The organism is Streptomyces sp. NPDC093085, from assembly GCF_040683935.1.
GTDB lineage: Bacteria > Actinomycetota > Actinomycetes > Streptomycetales > Streptomycetaceae > Streptomyces.
On record NZ_JBFBFB010000004.1, the window covers coordinates 476,463 to 495,510 of the forward strand.

Sequence of the window (19,048 nt, forward strand, 5' to 3'; positions counted from 1 at the left end):
CGCCGCCGCCATCATGCTGTTTCCTCTTCCTCTGTTCCCACAGGGCACACCCGGCGAGCCCGCGGGCTCCGTGTACTGGGTGGGACGGGGGGCGGGCTCGCCTACGACGCCTCGCCGCGCGGGAAGGAGACCTCCACCCTGCGGTTCTTCTTGCGGCCTTCTTCCGTGGCGTTGCTCGCGATCGGGTAGTCCTCGCTGTAGCCCCGGACTTCGTAGGTGATGCCGGAGGTGCCCAGCTGCTGGTTGAGGACCTTCTGGACCGCGTCCGCGCGCTGCTTGGAGAGGACCTTGCCGTGCTCGTAGGAGCCCAGGTTGTCCGTGAAGCCGAAGACGCGGATCTTCTTGGCGTTCTGCTTCTTGATCTCCTCGGCGATCGCGGCGATACGGCTGTTCGCCTTGCTGCTGAGGGCCGCGCTGTCCTTGCCGAAGAGGACCTCGGCCTGGAGCGCGAACTTGATGTCGGCGTTGCTGTCCTCGCGGCGCTCGTCGCCGCCCTCGTCCTCGACCACCTGGACGATGTCGAGCACCTTGGCCGGGGCGAGCGTGCCGCCCTGGGGGAGCTTCAGGCCGGGGGCGTTGGGGTCGACCTCGACCGGTGGCTTGGCGGACGCTTCGGTGCCGGGCGGCACGCTCGGACCGTCGTCAGCGGCGGCCGCCCCGGCGCCGAAGACCTGGGCGGTGGCCAGGAACGCGAACGCCACCGCCGCTGTTCCGGCGGTACGCGCTCGCCTCGTACGGATACGGGTGTACGTCATGTCGGCCCTCACTCGGAGATCTTCAGCGAGGCGACGGCGAAGGTCGGCAGCGCGAAGTCAACGTCCGTGGTGCCCTCCGGCGGCGCGGGGAACTGCATGAAGACGGGGGCCTTCTTGCCGGGCTGAAGGGGCAGCAGCCCCATCGTGCAGAGGCAGCGGTTGTCGGTGTCGCGCAGCACGTAGTAGCGCTTCTTGCCCGCCTTGTCGATCAGCGTCGCGCCCGCGACGGAGTTGGGGCTCTGCGCCACCATCTGTGTCTCAGAGCCCGCGAATCCACCCATGTTGACGACTTGGTCCGTCGGGTTGTCGATCACTCCGCTGACCGTGACGAAGCCACCACTGTCCCGCTTGACCTGGTTGACGACCAGGACCACACCTCCCCGCCCGGTGACCTCGGCGAGCTTCACATTCGGGTCCGGCTGGTCGGCGGAGGAGTCGTCCTGCCCCTTGCTCTTCTCGGCCGACGGCTGCGAGGACGAGGTGGACTCCGTCTTCTTGCTGTCGTCGCCGTCTCCACCACCGCAGCCAGCCACAGTCAGGGCCAGCGTGACCGCCATCGCGGCCACCGCCACTCCCCTGCGGCCCTTCGTGATGCGCCGAATGCTCATGTCTGCTTTTCCTTTGTTCGTCATTCGCTGTCAGTCCGCGTCAACCAAGTGCACGGTGAAGAAGGTCTCGCTCAGGTTCAGCCACTCACCCGGATGGGCTGGATCGATGGTGACGTGACGTCCACCGTGACAGGTGAAGTCGATCGGACTGGGCTTTTCGTCCTCGTCTTTACCATCGTCTCCGCCTCCACCCGGGGAGGCGCTGCCCTCGGGTTCGGGTTCGGGGCGGGGGAGGGAGCACCGGAACTCGACGACGGCCTTGGCGCGGGCGGTGGCGTGCTTCTGGTCCGTACCGGGAATCACCGACTCGCCCACGGTGTAGCGGGTCTTGACCTCTACCGTGAACTCGTCGCTCAGGAAGCCGGGCCGCGAGTAGCAACCGCTGCCGGCGCCGTCGATGGACTGCACATCGGCCCGGTTCTTCGCGGCGAGCACCTGCGCCTGGGCACAGGGGCCGGGATCCGTGAACCTGCCGTTGTTGTCGAAGAAATCGTTCAGACCGCCCGGCAGCAGCAGGGCGGCGAGGAATCCGGCGCCCATCTCGTCCCGGGCTTCCTGCGCCGCGGCGAGCGCCGCCGCGTCAGCCGCTCCTTGTGCCCCGTTGCGGGTCGCGGACGCCTTGCCGACAGTGAAGAACGCCAACGCGAGAAAGAGCAGGCCCGCCACCATCACGATGTAGATGGGGAAGGCCTGCCCTCGATCGCCGCGAAGACGCTGGATCATCCGGCGGTGATGGTGCCCACCAGCCCGGTGATGCGCTCCGTGATCGCCGAGCCGATACCCGAGGCCACCATGCCACCGATGATCGCGACGACCACCAGGATGATGCCCAGGTACTCGAACGCCGTCTGGCCGCGGTCTCCGGCCTGGCGCTTCTGGATCTTCGAGACGGCGGTGTTGGCCCAGCCGTTCACGCGGATCTTGGTGTCGACGGCGGCCTTCAGCATCATGTTGTTCGACATGGGGTTCCCCTCCAGGTTCGGCCGACCGCCTGCCGGCCGACGTGTAAGTCTCTTCGGTGTCGTTCCCGTCTCCGGCTTCCTCCTGGCCGGTTCCGTTGGCGACATGAGAAACGTACGCCGGACCACCGGGTGCACCAGAGGGCCCCAGGGCCCAATCCAGGGCCCAAAGCGGCTTCTGGGCCCTCCCGTTCGAGGGCTGGGCCCGCAGGCCCAGGTGCAGGGGTGCCTCCACCGGGGCCGCCGTGCCCGCCACGTCCCCGGGCACGCTCGCGCCCGTACGCGGCCCATGCGGCCCCCGTACGGTCACCTCGTCCCGCGAGCTCCCCCGTTCAGCCATGGCCGACCGCACTCCTTCCCGCTCCCCCGCCCGGCGTCGTGCCGAGCCACTTCGCGATGGCTTCGCTCCGGCTGCCCGAGTGCAGCTTGGCGAAGATCCGGTTGATGTGGTTCTTGACCGTCTTCTCGCTGATGAAGCAGGTGGCGGCGATCTGCTGATTGCTCATGCCGGACGCGATCAGGTCCATGATCTCCACCTCCCTCGAACTCAGCCCGAACTCCTCGCGGTTGTGACCGGGGGCACCCTGCGGTCCACCCCTAGACTGTGCCACATCCGATTGCATTTGCGAAACCCCTTGAGGGATTCGAGGCACTTCTGGTAGCAACCCACCCGGCCTTTGGCCGGTTTGGGGGCCTCTGGGCGACGGAACTCCGGGAGCGTTTGCATGTGCATTCGCATCAGGCTCGGGGGGTCTGATCGGAGCCGCCGGCTGCGCCTCCCCGCCGTACGGGACACCCGTCGTGTACACCGCGCCGAGCCCCTCCGGGAGCGGCCGGTCCTGGAGCGGGGACGGGCCGCTGCGCATGTGCTCCAGCAGAGCGTTGGCCGCCGTGGGGGTGAAGTGGGCCCGGCCCTGCTTGATGTCCCGTACGGCCGAGACGAGCTGGTCCGCGGTGAACTCGCCGTGGACCAGGTAGCCGCCGGCCCCCAGCCGCAGCGCCTCGTGGACGATCTCGTTCTCCCGGCTGTACGTCAGCATCATGACCGGGGATATCCGGACGAGGTGCGGCAGGGCGGAGATGCCGTCGACGCCCGGCATCCGTACGTCCAGCAGCACCACATCCGGGCTGGTCCGCTGGGCCACCTCGTAGGCCTGGCGGCCGTCCGCCGCCTCGCCCACCACCTCGATGTCGTCCCGGCCCGAGAGCAGCACGGTCAGCCCGGCACGGACGACCGGGTTGTCGTCGGCCACGACCACCCGCAGCGGTACAGGGGCGGCGGGGCCGGGGAAGTCCGGCAGCCCGGGGTGCTCGCCCGGGGGCGGGGGAGCGGGGAGCGGCATGGAGGGCAGTGGGGAGTGAGGAGCCCCGTCGTGCGCCGACGTGTACTGGGACGCATGACGTGGCGTGGGCTGCTGCCCTGAAGTGCGGGAAGGGTCGTCCGGCATCGTGCGGTCTCCTCTCTGGGGAGTCGGGAGCGGAAAACGGAGCGGAATCCGATGGAGGAAAGTCATGGGTGGTCAGGGCGGCGGCGCCGCGCCGAGTGCCGCCAGCGGCAGGTCGACCCGTACCTCCGTGCCCGTCGCCGCCTTGCCCTTGCCGATGCGGATACGGGCCCCGATCGCGGCCGCCCGTTCCACCATGCCGACCAGGCCGAAGTGGCCGGCCCGCCGGAGGTCGTCGAGGGTGATGCCCGGGGGAAGTCCCCGCCCGTCGTCGTAGACGCTGATACGGAACTGGTCGCCGACCGTGCCCGCCGACACGTCCACCCGGGTCGGCCGGGCGTGGCGGTGGGCGTTCTCCATCGCCTCCGAGGCGATGGTGAGGAGCTGCCGGGCCACGACGTGCGGTACGGCCGGTACGGGCGTTTCGCCGAACCTGCGGAAAGACACGGGAAGTTCGCTGCGGCGCCCGAAGTCCTGGGTACGGGCGTCCAGCTCGTCCAGGACCGCCACGCCGCCGTCCAGGCCGGACTCGCGGCGCAGGTCCGAGAGGAGTTCACGCGACTCGCCCGCCGCGCGCCGGGCCGAGCGGGCCACCAGCTCCGCCTGGCGCCGTACGGTCCCCGGGTCCAGCCGGTCCACCGACCCCGCGAGCCCCTCAGCGGCCATCGCGAGACCGTGCAGCGTCTTGGCGACCGAGTCGTGCATCTCCCGGGCGAGCCGGGCCCGTTCCTCCTCGACCGCCTCGCTCACGGCGAGCCGCGCCCGGGTCTCGGTCAGCGCCTGGCTGGCGCTGCCGAAGCGGAGCAGCAGGCCGCGCAGGGTCACGCCGACCGCGCCGGCGATGACGCAGAAGCCGGGGAGGAGAAGCCCGGTGGTGAGGAGGGAGTCCAGCTTCTCGTTGGTCAGATAGACCAGCGCGAGGAGCAGGATCTGGAGCGCCGTGAAGAGGCTCGCGCCCCGCCAGCCGTAGACCAGTCCGGCCAGCAGCGGGGTGCAGACGGTGACATACGCCAGGGTCGAGTCGGGCGTGGCCGTGATCAGCAGGAGCGCGCCGAAGAGGCTGTCCGCGCCGAGCAGCCAGGGGTGCTTGAGCAGCAGCGGGCCGAACCGCTCCCAGTCGCGGAAGAGGACGTACGAGCCCATGAACGTGACCAGGACGGCCCCGCCGACCAGCACCGTCGGCGCACCGGGCGCGGTGCCGGCCAGCGCGAAGGGCGTGGCCATGGCGATCATCGCCAGCCGGAACCCGAAGACCTGCCGGCACATCGCCTGGAGCGCGTTGAGCTGGAGCGAGAGCGCGGGCGCCGGTGGCGGCTCGGCCGGCACCGTCCGTACGTCCATGGTCAACCCGCCGCGCCATCGGGCCAGTTGGCTTGCCATGAGCCTGACACCGCCTTCCAGGACTCCCCCGTGATGTCGGTCATGTCAGCCGCCGAGGAAGCTGAAGTCCACGTTCGCGCCGTACACGAAGCCGACGGTCAGCAGCACCAGCGTGCCGGGCAGCAGGAACGAGGTGACCGCGAAGGTCGCCTTGGGGACGGCCTTGGCCGCCTTGCGCCGCGCGTTCTGGGCGTCCGTACGGCGCATGTCGTTGGCGATGGCGATAAGGGTGTCCACGATCGGCGCGCCCAGCTCCTCGCCCTGCTGGAGCGCGGTGACGAACATCGCGACCTGCTCCGAGTCGTTGCGCTTGCGCAGCTCCTCGAAGGCCTGGCGGCGGCTGACGCCCATGTCCATCTGGCGCAGGGTGATGCGCAGTTCGTCGGACCAGGGGCCCTCGTACTTCTCGGAGACGCGGTCGAGCGCCTGCCGGAAGCCGAGCCCGGCGCTGACGACGACGGCGAGGACGTCGAGGAAGTCGGGGAGGGTGCGCTCGATGTGGTCCCTGCGCACCCGGACGGCCGACCAGATGCCCACTTCGATCCAGAAGAGCCCGAAGAGGACCATCACGGCCGCCAGCAGCACCTGGCCGCGGATGATCATCGAGAAGGCCCCGGCGAAGCCGAGCGCGCCGTAGACGGCGCGCCGGGCGGCGTAGCGGTCGATGGTGAGACCGCCGGGGTTGCCGGCGAGGTCGATCTGCCGGCGCTTCTTGTTGACCTGCTTGGGCCCCATCATCCGCAGGATGGCGGGGGCCCAGCGCATGCCGAGCCGGTCGATGCCGGAGCCGACGGCGCTGGTACGGGTGGAGCCGACCTCCAGGGCGACGGCGAGGTCGCCGGGGAGCTTGGCGTCGGCGCGGTACATACGGATGCCGTGGAGGGCGCCGTACACGCCGAGGCCGACCACGAGTGCGAGCAGGAGTTCCATGGGTCTGCCTCCCCCTTCAGATGTCGATACGGGACAGGCGGCGGATCACGACGAAGCCGATGGCGTACAGGACCAGCGAGACGATGACGGCGACCTGTCCGATGAGGGCGCTGGTCATACGGTCGAGGGCCCCGGGCATCACGGCGTTCAGCAGGAGCAGCGCGGCGAAGCCGAAACCGGGGACGGCGTACGCGGTCACGGTCACCTGGGAGAGCTGGGTCTTGACCTCGCGGCGGGTCTCCTTGCGCTCCTCCAGCGTCTCGGTGAGGTTGCGCAGCGAGCTGACGACCGTACCGCCGGCCCGGTTGGAGAGCACGAGCGTGGTCACCAGGACGACCAGCTCACGGGAGGGCAGCCGCTCGGCCAGCTCCCCGAGTGCGCTGTCGAGCGACTCGCCGACGGCGAGCCGGCGGGCCACCCGGGCCAGCTCCTCGCCCGCCGGGGCCTCCAGTTCGTCGGCGGCCATGGAGAGCGACGTACGGAGGGCCAGGCCGGCCTGGGTGGCGTTGGCGAGGATGCGGGAGAGCTCGGGGAGCTGGTTGATGAAGCGCTCGGTGCGCTTGGTGCGCTGCCAGTTGAGGAAGGTGTTGGCGCCCCAGAGAGCGGTCAGTCCGGCGAGCGGGCCGAAGAACGCGGCGAGGATGGAGGAGGCGATGGTCCAGAGCGCAACGACCGCGGCGAGCATGTAGACGAAGTACTCGCCCGGGGTGATGTCGAGGCCGGTCGAAGCCAGCTTGAGTTCGAGCTTCTTGCCCAGCTTCGTCTTGCGGAGATACCGGTCCAGCCCGGCGAAGCGCTTCCGCCGCCCGACGATCGGTATCTGACCGGTGGTCGAGAGCCGGTCGACGAGCGCCTGGCGCTGGGACTTGCCCGCCGCGTAGGCATGCACGCCCATGACGCCGAGCAGGCAGCACAGCAGCGTGACGCCGATCGTGGGCAGAACGAGATTGTTCATGACGGGCTACCTACTTGGCCTCTCGGGTGAGGAGCTGTTCTTCGGACGCGGCGACTCCGAAAGCCTGCGGAATGGGCTGGTTGGCCATGTAGAGACGCTCGGCCACGCGTCGCGGAAGCGGAAAGTACTGGAAGGTGCCGTGGATCTGTCCGTCGGCGTCCATGGGCTGGGCGTTGAAGCGGACGGCGCTGACGATGCGGTACGCGTCCCTGCCGTGCGAGTCGAGTACGGCGATCTCGGTGACCCGGCGGGAGCCGTCGGCGTGCCGGGTGAGCTGCACGATCACATCGATGGCGCTGTTGATCTGGTCGTGCAGCGCCTCGAAGGGGATCTTGATCTCGGACATCGACGCCAGGGTCTGGAGACGCATCAGCGCGTCCTCGGCGTTGTTGGCGTGCACCGTGGCGAGGGATCCGTCGTGACCGGTGGACATCGCCTGGAGCATGTCGAGGGACTCGCCGCCGCGGACCTCACCGACGACGATCCGGTCGGGGCGCATACGGAGGGAGTTGCGGACGAGGTCACGGATGGTGATCTGGCCCTTGCCCTCGACGTTGGCGGGGCGGGACTCCAGCCGGATGACGTGTGCCTGCTGGAGCTGGAGTTCGGCGGAGTCCTCGATGGTGATGATGCGCTCGCCCTCGGGGATCAGCCCGGAGAGCGCGTTGAGCAGGGTGGTCTTGCCGGTGCCGGTGGCGCCCGAGACGATGATGTTGAACTTCGCCTGGACGAGGCCGGAGAGCAGCAGCACCATCTGCTCGTCCAGCGAGCCGAAGGTGAGCATCTCGGTGAGGGTGAAGGCGCGCGGGAAGCGGCGGATGGTGAGCGTGGCGCCGGTCAGGGCGAGCGGCGGGATGATGACGTTGACACGCTCGCCGGACGGCAGCCGGGCGTCGACCATCGGGTTGGACTCGTCCACGCGCCGGTTGACGGTGGAGACGATGCGCTCGATGGTCTGCATGAGCTGGTCGTGCGAGCCGAACCGCATGGGGAGCTGTTCGACCCGGCCGCCGCGCTCGACGAAGATCTGGTCGGGCCCGTTCACCATGATTTCCGTGACCGAGGCGTCCTCCAGCAGCGGCTCCAGGATGCCGAGGCCCAGGGCCTCGTCGACGACCCGGCGGATGAGCTGGGCGCGCTCGACGGTGGAGAGGACGGGGCCCTCGCGGCTGATGATGTGGCCGAGGACGCGTTCGAGACGGGTCCGCCGGTCGGCCGCCGCCAGGGCGGACATCTCGGCGAGGTCGATCTCTTCCAGCAGCTTGGCGCGGTAGGTGACGACGAGGTGGCTGTCCTCCCCCGTCGCGCCGTTCTCCTCGGGGGAAGTGATCCGTGCCCGCAGGCTCATGGTGCGTAACTCCTCGGTGATGCTGGCCTGCTGGGGTGCCAGCGGGGCCGGTGAAGCTCGGTGAGGCCGGTGGTGCTCAGTTGACAGGCATGGTGGAGCTGCGGGTCGCCTTGCCCCAGCGGCCTTCCATGCCGGGGATCACGGACGGGATCTTGAGCTTGACCGTGTAGGTCACATCGCGGCCGTTGTAATGGACTTCGGAGTCGTAGGTGTCGCTCTTCCTCAGCCAGCGGCTGATGGAGCTGCGGGCCGCCGCGTCGGGGGTCAGCTCCCGGTCCAGCCAGTCCTGGCTGGCCGTCCGCGCCGCCACCCGGGCCGCCGTGCCCGCCTGGTTCGCGGTGTACGCGGCGATCCCGAGCTGGATGGCGAGGAGCCCGACGATCAGCAGGAGGGGTATGAAGCCGACGTACTCGATGGCGACCTGGCCCGCGTCGCGACGGCGCCGGCGGCCCTGGGGACGGGCGGTGGTGTTCTCGCGCTCTCTCATGGCTCAGCTCTCCTTGACCGAGGTGGCGTTGCCCTCGACCGGGAACGGGAAGTTCAGCACGCCCGGGACGAGTACCGGGACGTGGAGCTTCACGATGGCGCGGTAGAGGCCGCGCTCTCTTACGCAGTCGACTTCGGCCTTGCCGGACCACGCGTTCGGCAGGTCCTCCTTCGCCGCGCGTATGCACCGCGTCTCCTGCGCGTACGGCGCCGTCGTACCCACCCGCGCCCCCACATCCGCCGCGTTCCCCGCGAGGCTGAACGTGTAGCCGATCAGCGCGCACTGCCAGAGCGCCACCAGCAGCAGGATGATCAGCGGGAAGACGCCCACGAACTCGATCGCGGTCTGCCCGCTGTCACGGCCCCGGCCACCATCCCGGCGGCCGGTCCGGCGACCGCCCCAGCGGCTGACCCGGCGGCTGACACGGCGGCCGCCCCGCCCGGGCGGACGGCAGGCGTGCTCCCCGCCGTCCGCCGGCCCCGGCCGGTCCTGTCGTTCCCCCGAAACAGACATGATCAGCCATTCCCCTTCCTGGAGCCGGAGCCCGGGCCCGAGTCGGCACCCGGGCCGCTCGGGCCGCCTCGGCGGCGGCGGGTGCCTATCGCGCCCCGGTCGTTGTTGCGGAACTTGCTGTTCTTCTCGGCGGGCTCCGGGATCTTGACCAGGCCGAGTTCGCCGGCCAGGCCCCACAGCGCCTGTTTGACCACGCTCTTGCTCTCCAGCTCGTGGAGACGGCCCGCGTCCACCACGCCCTGGAGTTCCTTGAAGTTGGACGGGACCGCCGACTGGGCCAGCCTGGTGCCGGTGATCTTCTGGATCAGCGGGGGCTGGATCTCGGTGGCGCGGCTGTAGCGGTTGACGACCGTCATGGTCTCCTCCGCCTTGCGGATCTGGAGGCGGTCCCACATCCGTACGATGCGCTTGGCGCCCCGGACCGCGATCACGTCCGGGGTGGTGACCAGGAGCGCCGTGTCGGCCATTTCGACCGCGGTGGCGTTGGCCCCGGTCATCTGGGTGCCGCAGTCGATGACGACCACCTCGTACCGCGAGCGCAGCGCGCTGACGATCTGGCGGACGGAGCGGTCGGTGACCTCCTCGCCGCGTTCGCCCTCGCCGGGGGCGAGGAGCAGGGCCAGGCCGCTGGCGTGGCTGAAGACCGCGTCGGAGAGGACCCGGGGCGAGATGTCGGTGATGGCGGCCAGGTCGACGAGGGAGCGGCGGAACTGGACGTCCAGGTACGAGGCGACATCGCCGGCCTGGAGGTCCATGTCGACCAGGGCGACCGTACGGCCGGAGGCCTGGGCCGCCAGGGCGAGCTGGATGGCGGTCAGGGTGGTGCCCACGCCGCCCTTGGCGCCGGTGACGGTGACGACGGTGCCGCCGGGGCCGGTGAAGACGTCGCCGCCCTGGCCGAGGTGGCGCCGTACGCCTACCGACCACTGGGCGGCGGCCTGGAGGCGGTTGGCCAGTTCCTCGTAGCTGAGGGGCATGGCGACCAGGCCGCGGGCGCCGGAGTCCATGGCCGCGGCGAAGAGTCCCGGGCTGGCGTCGGCGGTCACGAGGACGACCCCGACCGCGGGGAAGCGGAGCGCCACCTCGCGGATCAGCTCCAGCGCCGGGACCGGGCCGATCCGTTCGTGGACCAGCACCACCTCGGGCAGTTCGTCGAGCGACTCGCCGGCGAGCCGGGCGAGCAGGTCGATGAGTTGCGTCGAGTCCGACACCGGCGGCGCCGGCTCCACATCGGGGAGCTGGCTGAGCAGGGTGGTGATGGATCTGGCGGCGTCGGTGTCCCCGACGGCCGGGATGATCCTCGTGGCCATCAGTACCTCACTTGTCCTTGCCGAGCTCGTACGTGCGTTCGCCGGGACGGAGCGTGGTGTCGCTGCCGGGAGCGACGAGTGCGAGCCGGACGTGCTGGGCGAAGGACTCCGCGTACGCGATGCGCTGGGCGTCCAGCGTCTTCAGGGCGAAGGTGATCGGCACGGCCTCGGTGGTCTGGTTCTTGGAGTCCCTGCTGGGCTCCAGCGCCGTCAGCTTGCCGACGTCGAGGACCTTCGCGTTGGAGACGATGATCTTCGACTGGGCCGCGGCGCCCTGGTTCTCGGCGGCGAAGGTGGCGAAGACGTTCACCGAGGCACCCGGGGTGATCTTGCCGGCCACACCGGTGGCGGCGTCGATCATGATGGCGATCTCCTGCTCGCCGGGCTGGAGCGCCGGCCGCTTGACGATCATGTCGTTCTGGAGGAGCGAGCCCTTGCGGAGCTGAGTGATGGCGACCTTGCCGCCGACCTCGGAGAGGTTGGTGACGGCATTGTCCGAGAGCCAGCGCTTCGGCATTTTGATCTTCTCGAACTGGTCATTCCGCAACGCCTCGTAGGGGGCCACGTCCGACTTCAACTGGTAGGCGACCACTTCGGGGCCGACCTTCGAATTCACATCGCTGATGACGGAAAGGACACCGACGAACGCGGCGAAGGCACAAAGGACGGAAAGGAGCAGAAGTATGACGCCACGGCGCTGGCGGGAGTTCATGGACCGTACAACCTCGATCGGGGACGTTGGTGCGGAACGGACGGAAGCTGTTGGGCGAGCGGAAGCGGTTGGTCGAACGGAAGCGGTCGGGCGGCCGGCCGGGTGAGCGGTCGACCGGATCGTACGAGGTGGTGCGAGCAAAGCGAAGGGTGTGGGCCGGAAGGTGACGGGGCCGCACCCGGCCCGCCTCGTACGCCGGGGACGTGTGCCGCCCCCGCGCCGCGCGCTGCCCGGCAGGTGTCACTCTCCGCCCTCGTGGGCCGGTTGTCCGCGGGGCACCGTGGCGGTTCCGTAGCGGCTCCGCGAGGCCCGTGGTGGCACCCGGTCCCCGTGGCTACGGCTCCTGACCCACAGGAGCCCCATCGTTCAGGACACCAGTTGGCCGAGATTGGTTCTCGGGAGTGTGCAACGGCGAGGAACAGAAGCCGCACCGGTCTCCTATCAGCTCCATTCCGCACCAATGGCACCTTTCGCGCCGTACCGACGACACCAACTGGTAGAGCACGGAGATGTCCGGGAGATGAGCGGCGAATTCGACCAGCTTGCCGGTTCCCCACCACCGGGCGGAACTGGCGGGCAGTTCGGCCTCGGCCACCCCGGCGACCTTCCATGCCGGGGCGAGCGTCTCGGTGACCCACTCGGACTGCGACTGCCCCCGGGCGACCAGGAGCTGGGTGGCGAACTCGGGCCCGGTCAGTTCGCCGGCCCCGACCCTGACGAGCTGCGGCTGCGGACTGGCCACCACCCCGAACTGCGAGCCCGGGACCCAGGACCTGGCGTGCGTCTTGAGGCTGACGGGCACCCGGTCCAGCTTGGCCACGGAGCCGAGCAGCGCGCCCGCGTGGATGTAGTGGGCGAGCAGCCGGGCGGCCGACGCGACCACGCCGGGGCTGAAGTCGCAGATGGAGAGCTGGCGCAACTGCCGTACGAGCACGGCGAGCCCGAGCGGCGGCAGCTCGGAGCGGAGCAGCGCGACCCGGTCCGTCTCCAGGACGGACCGTACGGCGTGCAGCCGCCGTTCGTACGCGGGCGGGAGGGTGGACGGATAGACGGCGACGACATAGCCGTACTGCTCGACCAGCACCTGCATATCGGTGAGGGCGTCCTCGAACGACTGCTCCCCCGGCGGTTTGAAAGCCGCTGCGGTGGGCGTCTGCTGATCCTGGGCCGGCAGCACCAGGTCGGTGCTGGTGACGGCAATCGCTGTCGACACGTGCTGATTCCCCGTTTCCATCCGGTCCCCAGACGCAGCCCGCCGGGAACCGCGGGTCGCTCACTGCTGAATACACCCGCGTCGGCACTTTATCCAGCTCAATGCATTACTACCAAGCGTTCCATCTGACGAAGCACCATAAGCGTTCACAGGTGGGCGTTCTGGACAAATAGGAAAGAATATCTTGGCTATGGGCGCGACCTGCGGGGATTGCCCTCGCGCCGCATATGCCACCACCTTCACCGGAATGTGAAAGCGGAACGATTTCACTCCGTATAAAGGTCATGGCCACAAATCCTTCACCGCAGGACCGGGCCACCGTCGGCGCCCTTCAGCGACCCAACTCCATTGGCGCGGACCAATTTTACGCCCGTCGAACAGGTACTCGGCAAGAGAATCCGCCACGATCTTCATCCGGGCACGCCCGCGCCGCCACTCGGACCCGGCCGGGCGCCGAGGCGGGCGCGGGGCGGGGCAGGGTCGGGCAGGGAGAGCCCTACCAGGGGATGCCGTACCAGGGGATGGCCCTCCCAGGGGATTTCCCTCACCTATGGCCCTACCAGGGGATTTCCCTCACCTGCTGCACGCAGAGGACGACGAAGAGCAGCCCCGCCGCCGCCAGCATCACATTGCTGAGGAGCCCGTTCCGCCACTCGGCGGGCGTACGGGAGGAGTTGAGCAGCCAGATCAGGGTGAGCGCGAGGAACGGCATGAAGAACGCGCCGAGCACCCCGTACGCCACGACCAGGCCGAACGGCTCGTTGAGGAAGAGCAGCGCGATGGGCGGGAAGGTCAGCCAGAGCAGATACCCCCGGAACGCCGGCGACCGCTCGCGCGCCCCCGACGCGACCTCCTCGGCGCCCGCATCACCGTCCGGGGCCGGGCCCGCGTCCGTACCCCCGCGCCGGATCCGGTCCACGAAGTCCGCGAACATCAGGCTCACCCCGTGCCACACCCCGATCAGCGAGGAGAACGACGTGGCGAAGAAGCCGACCAGGAAGAGCTTGGCGGTGGCGGGCCCGAACCGGTCCTCCAGCACCCCGCCCAGGTCGACCAGGCCCCGGTCGCCCGAGGTCAGCGCGATGTTCGAGGAGTGCAGCAGCTCGGCGCCGATGACCAGCATCGCGACGACGAAGAGCCCGGTGGTGACGTACGCGACCCGGTTGTCGAGCCGCATGACCTTCATCCAGGAGGAGTTGGTCCACCCCTTCGCGTTGACCCAGTACCCGTACGCCGCCATGGTGATCGTGCCGCCCACCCCGCCGATCAGCCCCAGCGTGTAGAGCAGCGAGCCGTCCGGCAGCACCGGCAGGAGCCCGGCGAAGGCGCCGCCGAGGTCGGGCGCGACGCGGATCGCCACGTACATCACGACCACGAACATGACGCCGATCAGGGCCGTCATGACCTTCTCGAAGACGGCGTACCGGTTGAACCAGACGAAGACCAGGCCGACCACCCCGGTCACCACCGCCCAGGTCTTGAGCCCGGGCCCGTCCGGGAAGAGCGCGACGACCGGGAGCGCGCTGGCCGACATGGCGGTCGCGCCGTACACGAACCCCCAGACCACGACGTAGATCGCGAAGTACACCGTGGTCCACCGGCCGAGGCTGCGCCAGCCGTCGAAGAGGGTGCGACCGGTGGCGAGATGCCAGCGGCCGGTGGCCTCGGCGAGGGAGATCTTGACGACGCAGCCGATGACCGCCGCCCAGAGCAGCGTGTAGCCGAACTTGCTCCCCGCGATCAGCGTGGCGACCAGGTCACCGGCGCCGACCCCGGTCGCCGCGACGACGATCCCGGGCCCGATGTACGTCCAGCTCGACTTACGGGGCCGGGAGGAGGGGGAGGCTACGGCGGCGGCGCCGGTCGCGGCGCCGGTCACATCTCCGGTCGCGGCGGCGTCGTCGGCGGTACGGCCGGATCCGGTCGTACGGTCCGATCCGGCCCCGGGATCCTCCGTACCGGCGCCGCCGCCCAGCCCGGTGTCCGTGGTTCCTGCCATCCGTACATCGCCTCCCGCTCGCCCGCTCGGCTCGTTACGTGACCCAAGTCACCAAAGCGGGGCGGCGATCATCGCGCAAGAGGGCCTGCACGGCACGTCACCGGAGCTCGGTCTGTCCAGTCCGTCCGATCCGGCCGGTCCGGACAGACTGGACAGACCGGCCGGACCGGACAGACAGGGCCTAGATCACCAGGCTCAGCAGCGCCGCCACCACGAAGCCCGCCACCGACAGCACCGTCTCCAGCACCGTCCACGACTTGAGGGTGTCGCGCTCCGAGATGCCGAAGTACTTCGCGACCATCCAGAAGCCGCCGTCGTTGACGTGCGAGGCGAAGATGGAGCCCGCCGAGATCGCCATGATGATCAGGGCCAGGTGGGCCTGCGAGAGCCCCTGTCCCTCGACCAGCGGGACGACGATGCCCGCCGTCGTGACGATCGCGACCGTCGCGGAGCCCTGCGCGACCCGCAGCACCACCGAGATCAGCCAGGCCAGCAGGATCACCGGCAGGCCCACGTCGTTGAAGGTGTCGGCGAGCGCGTCGGCGATGCCGCTGCCCTTGAGGACCGCGCCGAAGACCCCGCCGGCGCCGACCACCAGCAGGATGTTGCCCACCGGCTTGAGCGAGGCGGTGGAGACCGTCTCCAGCGACGCACGCGACCAGCCGCGCCTGATGCCGAGCAGGTAGTACGCGAGCAGCAGCGCGATCGTCAGCGCCACGAACGGGTGACCGAAGAACTCGATGACGGAGCGGATCACCGAGGGGTCGAAGGCGATGGACGAGAACGTCGCCAGCAGGATGAGGATCAGTGGCGTCCCGATGATGGCGAGGACCGTGGAGAGCGCGACGGGGTTCTCGTTCGGGGTGACGCCCGCCGCCCGCTGCTCGGCGGCGACGGCCGCCTTCGACTCCTCCGCCGCCTCGACCATGTCCTGCGGCACGTCGACGTAGAGGCGGTTGCCGATCCAGGCGGAGTAGACCCACGCGGCGATGACGGCCGGGATCCCGACGACGGCGCCCATCAGGATGACCCACCCCAGGTCGACGTCGAAGAGTCCGGCCGCGGCGACCGGGCCCGGGTGTGGCGGCAGGAAGGCGTGGGTCATGGAGAGCCCGGCGAGCAGCGGCATGGCGTACAGCACGATCGACTTGCCGGAGCGCTTGGCGGCGGCGTACACGATCGGCGCGAGGACGAAGATGCCGACGTCGAAGAAGACCGGGATACCGAAGACGACCCCGGTGACACCCATCGCGAGCGGGGCGCGCTTCTCGCCGAAGAGCCGGAGCAGCCGGGCGCTCAGCACCTCGGCGCCGCCGGAGACTTCGAGGATGGCGCCGAGCATGGTGCCGAGCCCGATGATGATGGCGACATGCCCGAGGATGCCGCCCATCCCGGATTCGATCATGGAGACGGCGGCGGATTTCTGGACCGTACCGAAGAGTTCGGTGACCGAGAGCCCGGCGGCGAGGCCGACGGCTATGGAGACCCCGAGCAGCGCCACGAAGGGCTGGAGTCTGATCTTGATGATCAGGACGAGGAGCAGGGCGATACCGAGGGCGGCGACGGTCAGCAGACCGGGCGTACCGCCGATGAGCAGCAGCAGCCCGCCGGTGTGTGGCGGTACCTCGGGGGCGGACGGGTCGGCGGCGAGCAGCATGGGGGACCTCTGACCTCTGCTAGGGAAGCGGAGCAGGACATGGCGCAGGACATGGCGGTGCGAGGGCTGCTGTGCGGAGTTGCGCGGAGCTGTGCGGAGTTGCGCGGAGCTGTGCGGAGTTACGTGTACGGAGGCGGTACGTGTACGGGGGCGGTACGTGTACGGGGGCGGTACGTGTACGGGGGGCCTCCTACCGCCGGCGGGAGAGGTCACCGGCGGCAGGAACGTACGGCGGAAACGTACGGCGGAAACGTACGGGGAGGACAGGGCAGTTGGTGCCCGTGTGTCAGCCGAGGACGGCGAGTACGTCGATCTCGATCAGCAGGCCGGCGGGCAGCCCCACGTACACCGTCGTACGGGCGGCGGGCGGCTGCGTCAGGCCCTGCTCCGCGAAGTACGCGTTGTAGATCTCGTTCAGCTCGGCGAAGTGGGCGACGTCCGTGAGGTAGACGCGGACCATCATCGCGTCGTCCCAGCTCGCCCCGCCCTCCTCCAGGATCGACTTGACGTTGGCGAGGGTCTGGAGCGTCTGCTCGCGCAGGGTCGGGCCCGCGGGCGTCGGCGGCTGCCCCTCGACGGCGGGGAGGAAGCCGACCTGGCCCGCGACCTGGAGGATGTTCCCCTTGCGGACACCGTGCGAGAAGCGCGCGGGCGGGGTGGTGTGGGTGGCGGGCGTCAGGGCGGTCTTCTCGGTCATCGGGGAAGTTCCTTACTCGGAGGAGGGGTTGTGCTCGCGGGGGTTCCGGAGTACTCCGCGCTGATCGCGTCCGCCGTACGGCGCACCAGCGGGAGGAGGGTGAGGAGTTCGTCGGCGCCGACGACGACATTCGGCGCCGAGACCGACATCGCGGCGACGACCCGGCCGTCCGCGCCCCTGATCGGGGCGCCGACGCAGTTGATGGACCCCTCGTGGCCGCCGAGGTCGGTGGCCCACCCCTGTTCGCGTACGGCCGCCAGTTCGGTGAGGAAGGCGGTGGCGTCGGTGGTCGAACGGGGGGTGTACACGGGGTAGTCGAGGCGGTGTGCGAGGGCGCGGCGCTCGGCTTCGGGGAGGTCGGCGAGGAGCAGTTTGGCGACGGCGGCGACGGTGATCGCGACCGGCCGGCCGATCCGGGAGTACATCCGGACCGGGTAGCGGCTGTCGACCTTGTCGATGTAGAGGACGTCGTCCTCCTCGCGTACGGCGAGATGGACGGTGTGGCCGCACCGTTCGTTGAGCGCGACGAGGTGCGGGTGGGCGATCTCGCGCAGGTCGAGGTTCTCGACGGCCTCCTGCGCGAGCGCGAGGAGCCGGGCGCCGAGCCGGTACCGCTGGTTCTGCTGCCGGTAGACGAGGCCGTGTTCGTGGAGGGTGCGGAGCAGCCGCAGCGCCGTCGACTTGTGGACGCCGAGCCGCTCCGCGACCTGCCCGAGGTCGGCGGGTCCCTGGGCGAGCAGCGGAAGGATGCTCAGCGCGCGGTCGACGGTCTGGCTCATGGGGTACGTACCTCCGGCTCGCCCGGACCCGTCCAGCCCGGTGCGAGTCGCAGTGTGCCCCACTCCTCCTCGTCCAGGGCGGCGAGCCGGTCGGCGAGGTCGCGGGCGGGCGGTACGGCGAGGTCGCCGGGGACGGTGAGGGTGGCGGCGGCCATCAGATGCCCGTGCCGCAGCCGGGCAGCGACGTCCAGCCCGCGCAGGGTCGCGGAGAGGAACCCGGCGGCGAAGGCGTCCCCGGCCCCGACGGGCGCGACCACCTCGACCCGGAGGGCGGGCACGGAGGTGACGGTGTCCCCAGGGTCGTTCGTACGGTCCATACCGCTCGTACGCTCCGTCCCGCCCGGACGCTCCGTCCCGCCCGGACGGTCCGCACCACTCGCACGGTCCGCACCACTTGCACGGTCCGCACCACTCGCACGGGTGTACGCGACCGCCCCCTCCGCCCCGCGCTTCACCACCAGCGTCGCGGGCTCCGGAAGCGCCGCCCGGATGGCGTCCGCGCCGTGCACGCCCCACGCCTCGGCCGCCTCGTCCTCCCCGACGAAGACGAGGTCGGCGCCGCGCGCGAGGTCGAGCAGGACCCGGGCGCCGTCCGCGTCGCGCCAGAGCCCGGGGCGGTGGTTGATGTCGAAGGAGAGCAGCGGCCGGCCGGCCGCGGGGCGGGTGAGTTCCCGGGTGAGGGCGAGGCAGCCGGCCGAGAGCGCGGGGGTGATGCCGGAGAGGTGGAGCACCCGCCCGGCCCACAGGTCGCCGTACGGGAGGGAGCCGGGGGCCAGCGCGGAGGCGGCGGATCCGGCCCGGTAGTAGGCGACTTCGTGGACGTCGTCGGCGCGGTCGGTGGCGGTACGGAAGTAGATCCCGGTGGGCCGCGCCGGGTCGCGCCGTACGCCCGAGGTGTCCACGCCGTACGCGCCGATCGCCTCGACCAGGTGGTCCCCGAAGCCGTCGGCGCCGACCTGGCTGAGCCACTTCACGGAGTGCCCCGCGCCCGCGAGCGCGCAGGCGACATTGGACTCGGCGCCGCCGATGGTCCGCTCGTACGAGGGGACGTCCGCGAGCCTGCCGGGGCGCGTGGGCAGGAAGGTGACCATGGACTCGCCGAGACAGACGGCGTCCACGCTCAGGGGGACGGCGCGGCCCGCGGCCGCGGTTCCGGTCACGCTGGGGCTCCTCGTGGTTCGTACGGACCGCATGGTTCGTGCGGATCGCATGGATCGGGTGGGGCGGAAGGGGGCAGTGATACGGGCGTGGGCACCGTCGCCACCGTTGACCCGGTGTCTGCCCGGATGTTAGACACTGCC

At 70.1% G+C, this 19,048-nt stretch carries 19 protein-coding genes; all 19 read right to left on the bottom strand.

Annotated elements, in window-relative coordinates:
• Positions 1-101 precede the first annotated feature (101 nt).
• A complete protein-coding gene (locus AB0O07_RS15805; RefSeq protein ID WP_365632583.1) occupies positions 102-755 on the bottom strand; it encodes an OmpA family protein in 654 nt (217 codons plus the stop codon).
• Between the two features lie 8 nt (positions 756-763).
• A complete protein-coding gene (locus AB0O07_RS15810) occupies positions 764-1,363 on the bottom strand; it encodes a hypothetical protein (RefSeq protein ID WP_365632586.1) in 600 nt (199 codons plus the stop codon).
• A gap of 30 nt (positions 1,364-1,393) precedes the next feature.
• On the bottom strand, positions 1,394-2,086 hold the full coding sequence (locus AB0O07_RS15815) for a pilus assembly protein TadG-related protein (RefSeq protein WP_365632589.1): 693 nt from the start codon (positions 2,084-2,086) through the stop codon (positions 1,394-1,396).
• A complete protein-coding gene (locus tag AB0O07_RS15820) occupies positions 2,083-2,325 on the bottom strand; it encodes a hypothetical protein (RefSeq protein ID WP_365632592.1) in 243 nt (80 codons plus the stop codon). Before AB0O07_RS15820 ends, AB0O07_RS15815 begins: the two co-directional genes overlap by 4 nt.
• A 329-nt stretch (positions 2,326-2,654) precedes the next feature.
• Positions 2,655-3,770: a response regulator transcription factor gene (locus AB0O07_RS15825; RefSeq protein ID WP_365632595.1), complete on the bottom strand. Its 1,116-nt coding sequence runs from the start codon at positions 3,768-3,770 to the stop codon at positions 2,655-2,657.
• A 72-nt stretch (positions 3,771-3,842) separates the two neighbouring features.
• Positions 3,843-5,147, bottom strand: a complete 1,305-nt coding sequence (locus AB0O07_RS15830) for a histidine kinase (protein WP_365632598.1) — start codon at positions 5,145-5,147, stop codon at positions 3,843-3,845.
• 45 nt (positions 5,148-5,192) lie between these two features.
• Positions 5,193-6,077, bottom strand: coding sequence for a DUF5936 domain-containing protein (locus tag AB0O07_RS15835; RefSeq protein ID WP_365632600.1), 885 nt, complete (start codon positions 6,075-6,077; stop codon positions 5,193-5,195).
• A gap of 16 nt (positions 6,078-6,093) precedes the next feature.
• Positions 6,094-7,032, bottom strand: a complete 939-nt coding sequence (locus AB0O07_RS15840; protein ID WP_365632603.1) for a type II secretion system F family protein — start codon at positions 7,030-7,032, stop codon at positions 6,094-6,096.
• 10 nt (positions 7,033-7,042) lie between these two features.
• Complete coding sequence (locus AB0O07_RS15845) at positions 7,043-8,380, bottom strand: CpaF family protein (protein ID WP_365632606.1); 1,338 nt, start codon at positions 8,378-8,380, stop codon at positions 7,043-7,045.
• 76 nt (positions 8,381-8,456) lie between these two features.
• Positions 8,457-8,867: a TadE/TadG family type IV pilus assembly protein gene (locus AB0O07_RS15850; protein ID WP_365632609.1), complete on the bottom strand. Its 411-nt coding sequence runs from the start codon at positions 8,865-8,867 to the stop codon at positions 8,457-8,459.
• Positions 8,868-8,870: 3 nt separating this feature from the next.
• The gene (locus AB0O07_RS15855) at positions 8,871-9,380 is read right to left on the bottom strand and encodes a TadE family protein (protein WP_365632612.1); all 510 of its coding nucleotides are present in this window, start codon (positions 9,378-9,380) and stop codon (positions 8,871-8,873) included.
• Between the two features lie 2 nt (positions 9,381-9,382).
• A complete protein-coding gene (locus AB0O07_RS15860) occupies positions 9,383-10,690 on the bottom strand; it encodes an AAA family ATPase (RefSeq protein WP_365632615.1) in 1,308 nt (435 codons plus the stop codon).
• Between the two features lie 7 nt (positions 10,691-10,697).
• A complete protein-coding gene (cpaB, locus tag AB0O07_RS15865) occupies positions 10,698-11,402 on the bottom strand; it encodes a Flp pilus assembly protein CpaB (protein WP_365632617.1) in 705 nt (234 codons plus the stop codon).
• Positions 11,403-11,736: 334 nt separating this feature from the next.
• Entirely contained in the window at positions 11,737-12,636 is a 900-nt protein-coding gene (locus AB0O07_RS15870; protein ID WP_365632620.1) for a hypothetical protein, read from the bottom strand.
• Between the two features lie 535 nt (positions 12,637-13,171).
• Positions 13,172-14,614 (bottom strand): Nramp family divalent metal transporter, encoded by a 1,443-nt coding sequence (locus AB0O07_RS15875; protein WP_365632623.1) that lies wholly within the window; start codon positions 14,612-14,614, stop codon positions 13,172-13,174.
• Between the two features lie 181 nt (positions 14,615-14,795).
• The gene (locus AB0O07_RS15880; protein WP_365632626.1) at positions 14,796-16,271 is read right to left on the bottom strand and encodes a gluconate:H+ symporter; all 1,476 of its coding nucleotides are present in this window, start codon (positions 16,269-16,271) and stop codon (positions 14,796-14,798) included.
• Positions 16,272-16,557: 286 nt separating this feature from the next.
• Positions 16,558-16,968 carry a RidA family protein gene (locus tag AB0O07_RS15885; RefSeq protein ID WP_365632629.1) on the bottom strand — a complete coding sequence of 137 codons (411 nt, stop codon included), beginning with the start codon at positions 16,966-16,968 and terminating at the stop codon, positions 16,558-16,560.
• Positions 16,965-17,747 (bottom strand): IclR family transcriptional regulator, encoded by a 783-nt coding sequence (locus tag AB0O07_RS15890; RefSeq protein ID WP_365632632.1) that lies wholly within the window; start codon positions 17,745-17,747, stop codon positions 16,965-16,967. The genes AB0O07_RS15885 and AB0O07_RS15890 overlap by 4 nt, the downstream gene beginning before the upstream one ends.
• Positions 17,744-18,838 carry a sugar kinase gene (locus tag AB0O07_RS15895; RefSeq protein ID WP_365633099.1) on the bottom strand — a complete coding sequence of 365 codons (1,095 nt, stop codon included), beginning with the start codon at positions 18,836-18,838 and terminating at the stop codon, positions 17,744-17,746. The genes AB0O07_RS15890 and AB0O07_RS15895 overlap by 4 nt, the downstream gene beginning before the upstream one ends.
• Positions 18,839-19,048: the final 210 nt, after the last annotated feature.

Coding starts and splice junctions, on each gene's coding strand:
- AB0O07_RS15805 (WP_365632583.1), bottom strand. CDS start 755: ATGACGTACACCCGTATCCGTACGAGGCGAGCGCGTACCGCCGGAACA.
- AB0O07_RS15810 (WP_365632586.1), bottom strand. CDS start 1,363: ATGAGCATTCGGCGCATCACGAAGGGCCGCAGGGGAGTGGCGGTGGCC.
- AB0O07_RS15815 (WP_365632589.1), bottom strand. CDS start 2,086: ATGATCCAGCGTCTTCGCGGCGATCGAGGGCAGGCCTTCCCCATCTAC.
- AB0O07_RS15820 (WP_365632592.1), bottom strand. CDS start 2,325: ATGTCGAACAACATGATGCTGAAGGCCGCCGTCGACACCAAGATCCGC.
- AB0O07_RS15825 (WP_365632595.1), bottom strand. CDS start 3,770: ATGCCGGACGACCCTTCCCGCACTTCAGGGCAGCAGCCCACGCCACGT.
- AB0O07_RS15830 (WP_365632598.1), bottom strand. CDS start 5,147: ATGGCAAGCCAACTGGCCCGATGGCGCGGCGGGTTGACCATGGACGTA.
- AB0O07_RS15835 (WP_365632600.1), bottom strand. CDS start 6,077: ATGGAACTCCTGCTCGCACTCGTGGTCGGCCTCGGCGTGTACGGCGCC.
- AB0O07_RS15840 (WP_365632603.1), bottom strand. CDS start 7,032: ATGAACAATCTCGTTCTGCCCACGATCGGCGTCACGCTGCTGTGCTGC.
- AB0O07_RS15845 (WP_365632606.1), bottom strand. CDS start 8,380: ATGAGCCTGCGGGCACGGATCACTTCCCCCGAGGAGAACGGCGCGACG.
- AB0O07_RS15850 (WP_365632609.1), bottom strand. CDS start 8,867: ATGAGAGAGCGCGAGAACACCACCGCCCGTCCCCAGGGCCGCCGGCGC.
- AB0O07_RS15855 (WP_365632612.1), bottom strand. CDS start 9,380: ATGTCTGTTTCGGGGGAACGACAGGACCGGCCGGGGCCGGCGGACGGC.
- AB0O07_RS15860 (WP_365632615.1), bottom strand. CDS start 10,690: ATGGCCACGAGGATCATCCCGGCCGTCGGGGACACCGACGCCGCCAGA.
- cpaB (WP_365632617.1), bottom strand. CDS start 11,402: ATGAACTCCCGCCAGCGCCGTGGCGTCATACTTCTGCTCCTTTCCGTC.
- AB0O07_RS15870 (WP_365632620.1), bottom strand. CDS start 12,636: ATGGAAACGGGGAATCAGCACGTGTCGACAGCGATTGCCGTCACCAGC.
- AB0O07_RS15875 (WP_365632623.1), bottom strand. CDS start 14,614: ATGGCAGGAACCACGGACACCGGGCTGGGCGGCGGCGCCGGTACGGAG.
- AB0O07_RS15880 (WP_365632626.1), bottom strand. CDS start 16,271: ATGCTGCTCGCCGCCGACCCGTCCGCCCCCGAGGTACCGCCACACACC.
- AB0O07_RS15885 (WP_365632629.1), bottom strand. CDS start 16,968: ATGACCGAGAAGACCGCCCTGACGCCCGCCACCCACACCACCCCGCCC.
- AB0O07_RS15890 (WP_365632632.1), bottom strand. CDS start 17,747: ATGAGCCAGACCGTCGACCGCGCGCTGAGCATCCTTCCGCTGCTCGCC.
- AB0O07_RS15895 (WP_365633099.1), bottom strand. CDS start 18,838: ATGGTCACCTTCCTGCCCACGCGCCCCGGCAGGCTCGCGGACGTCCCC.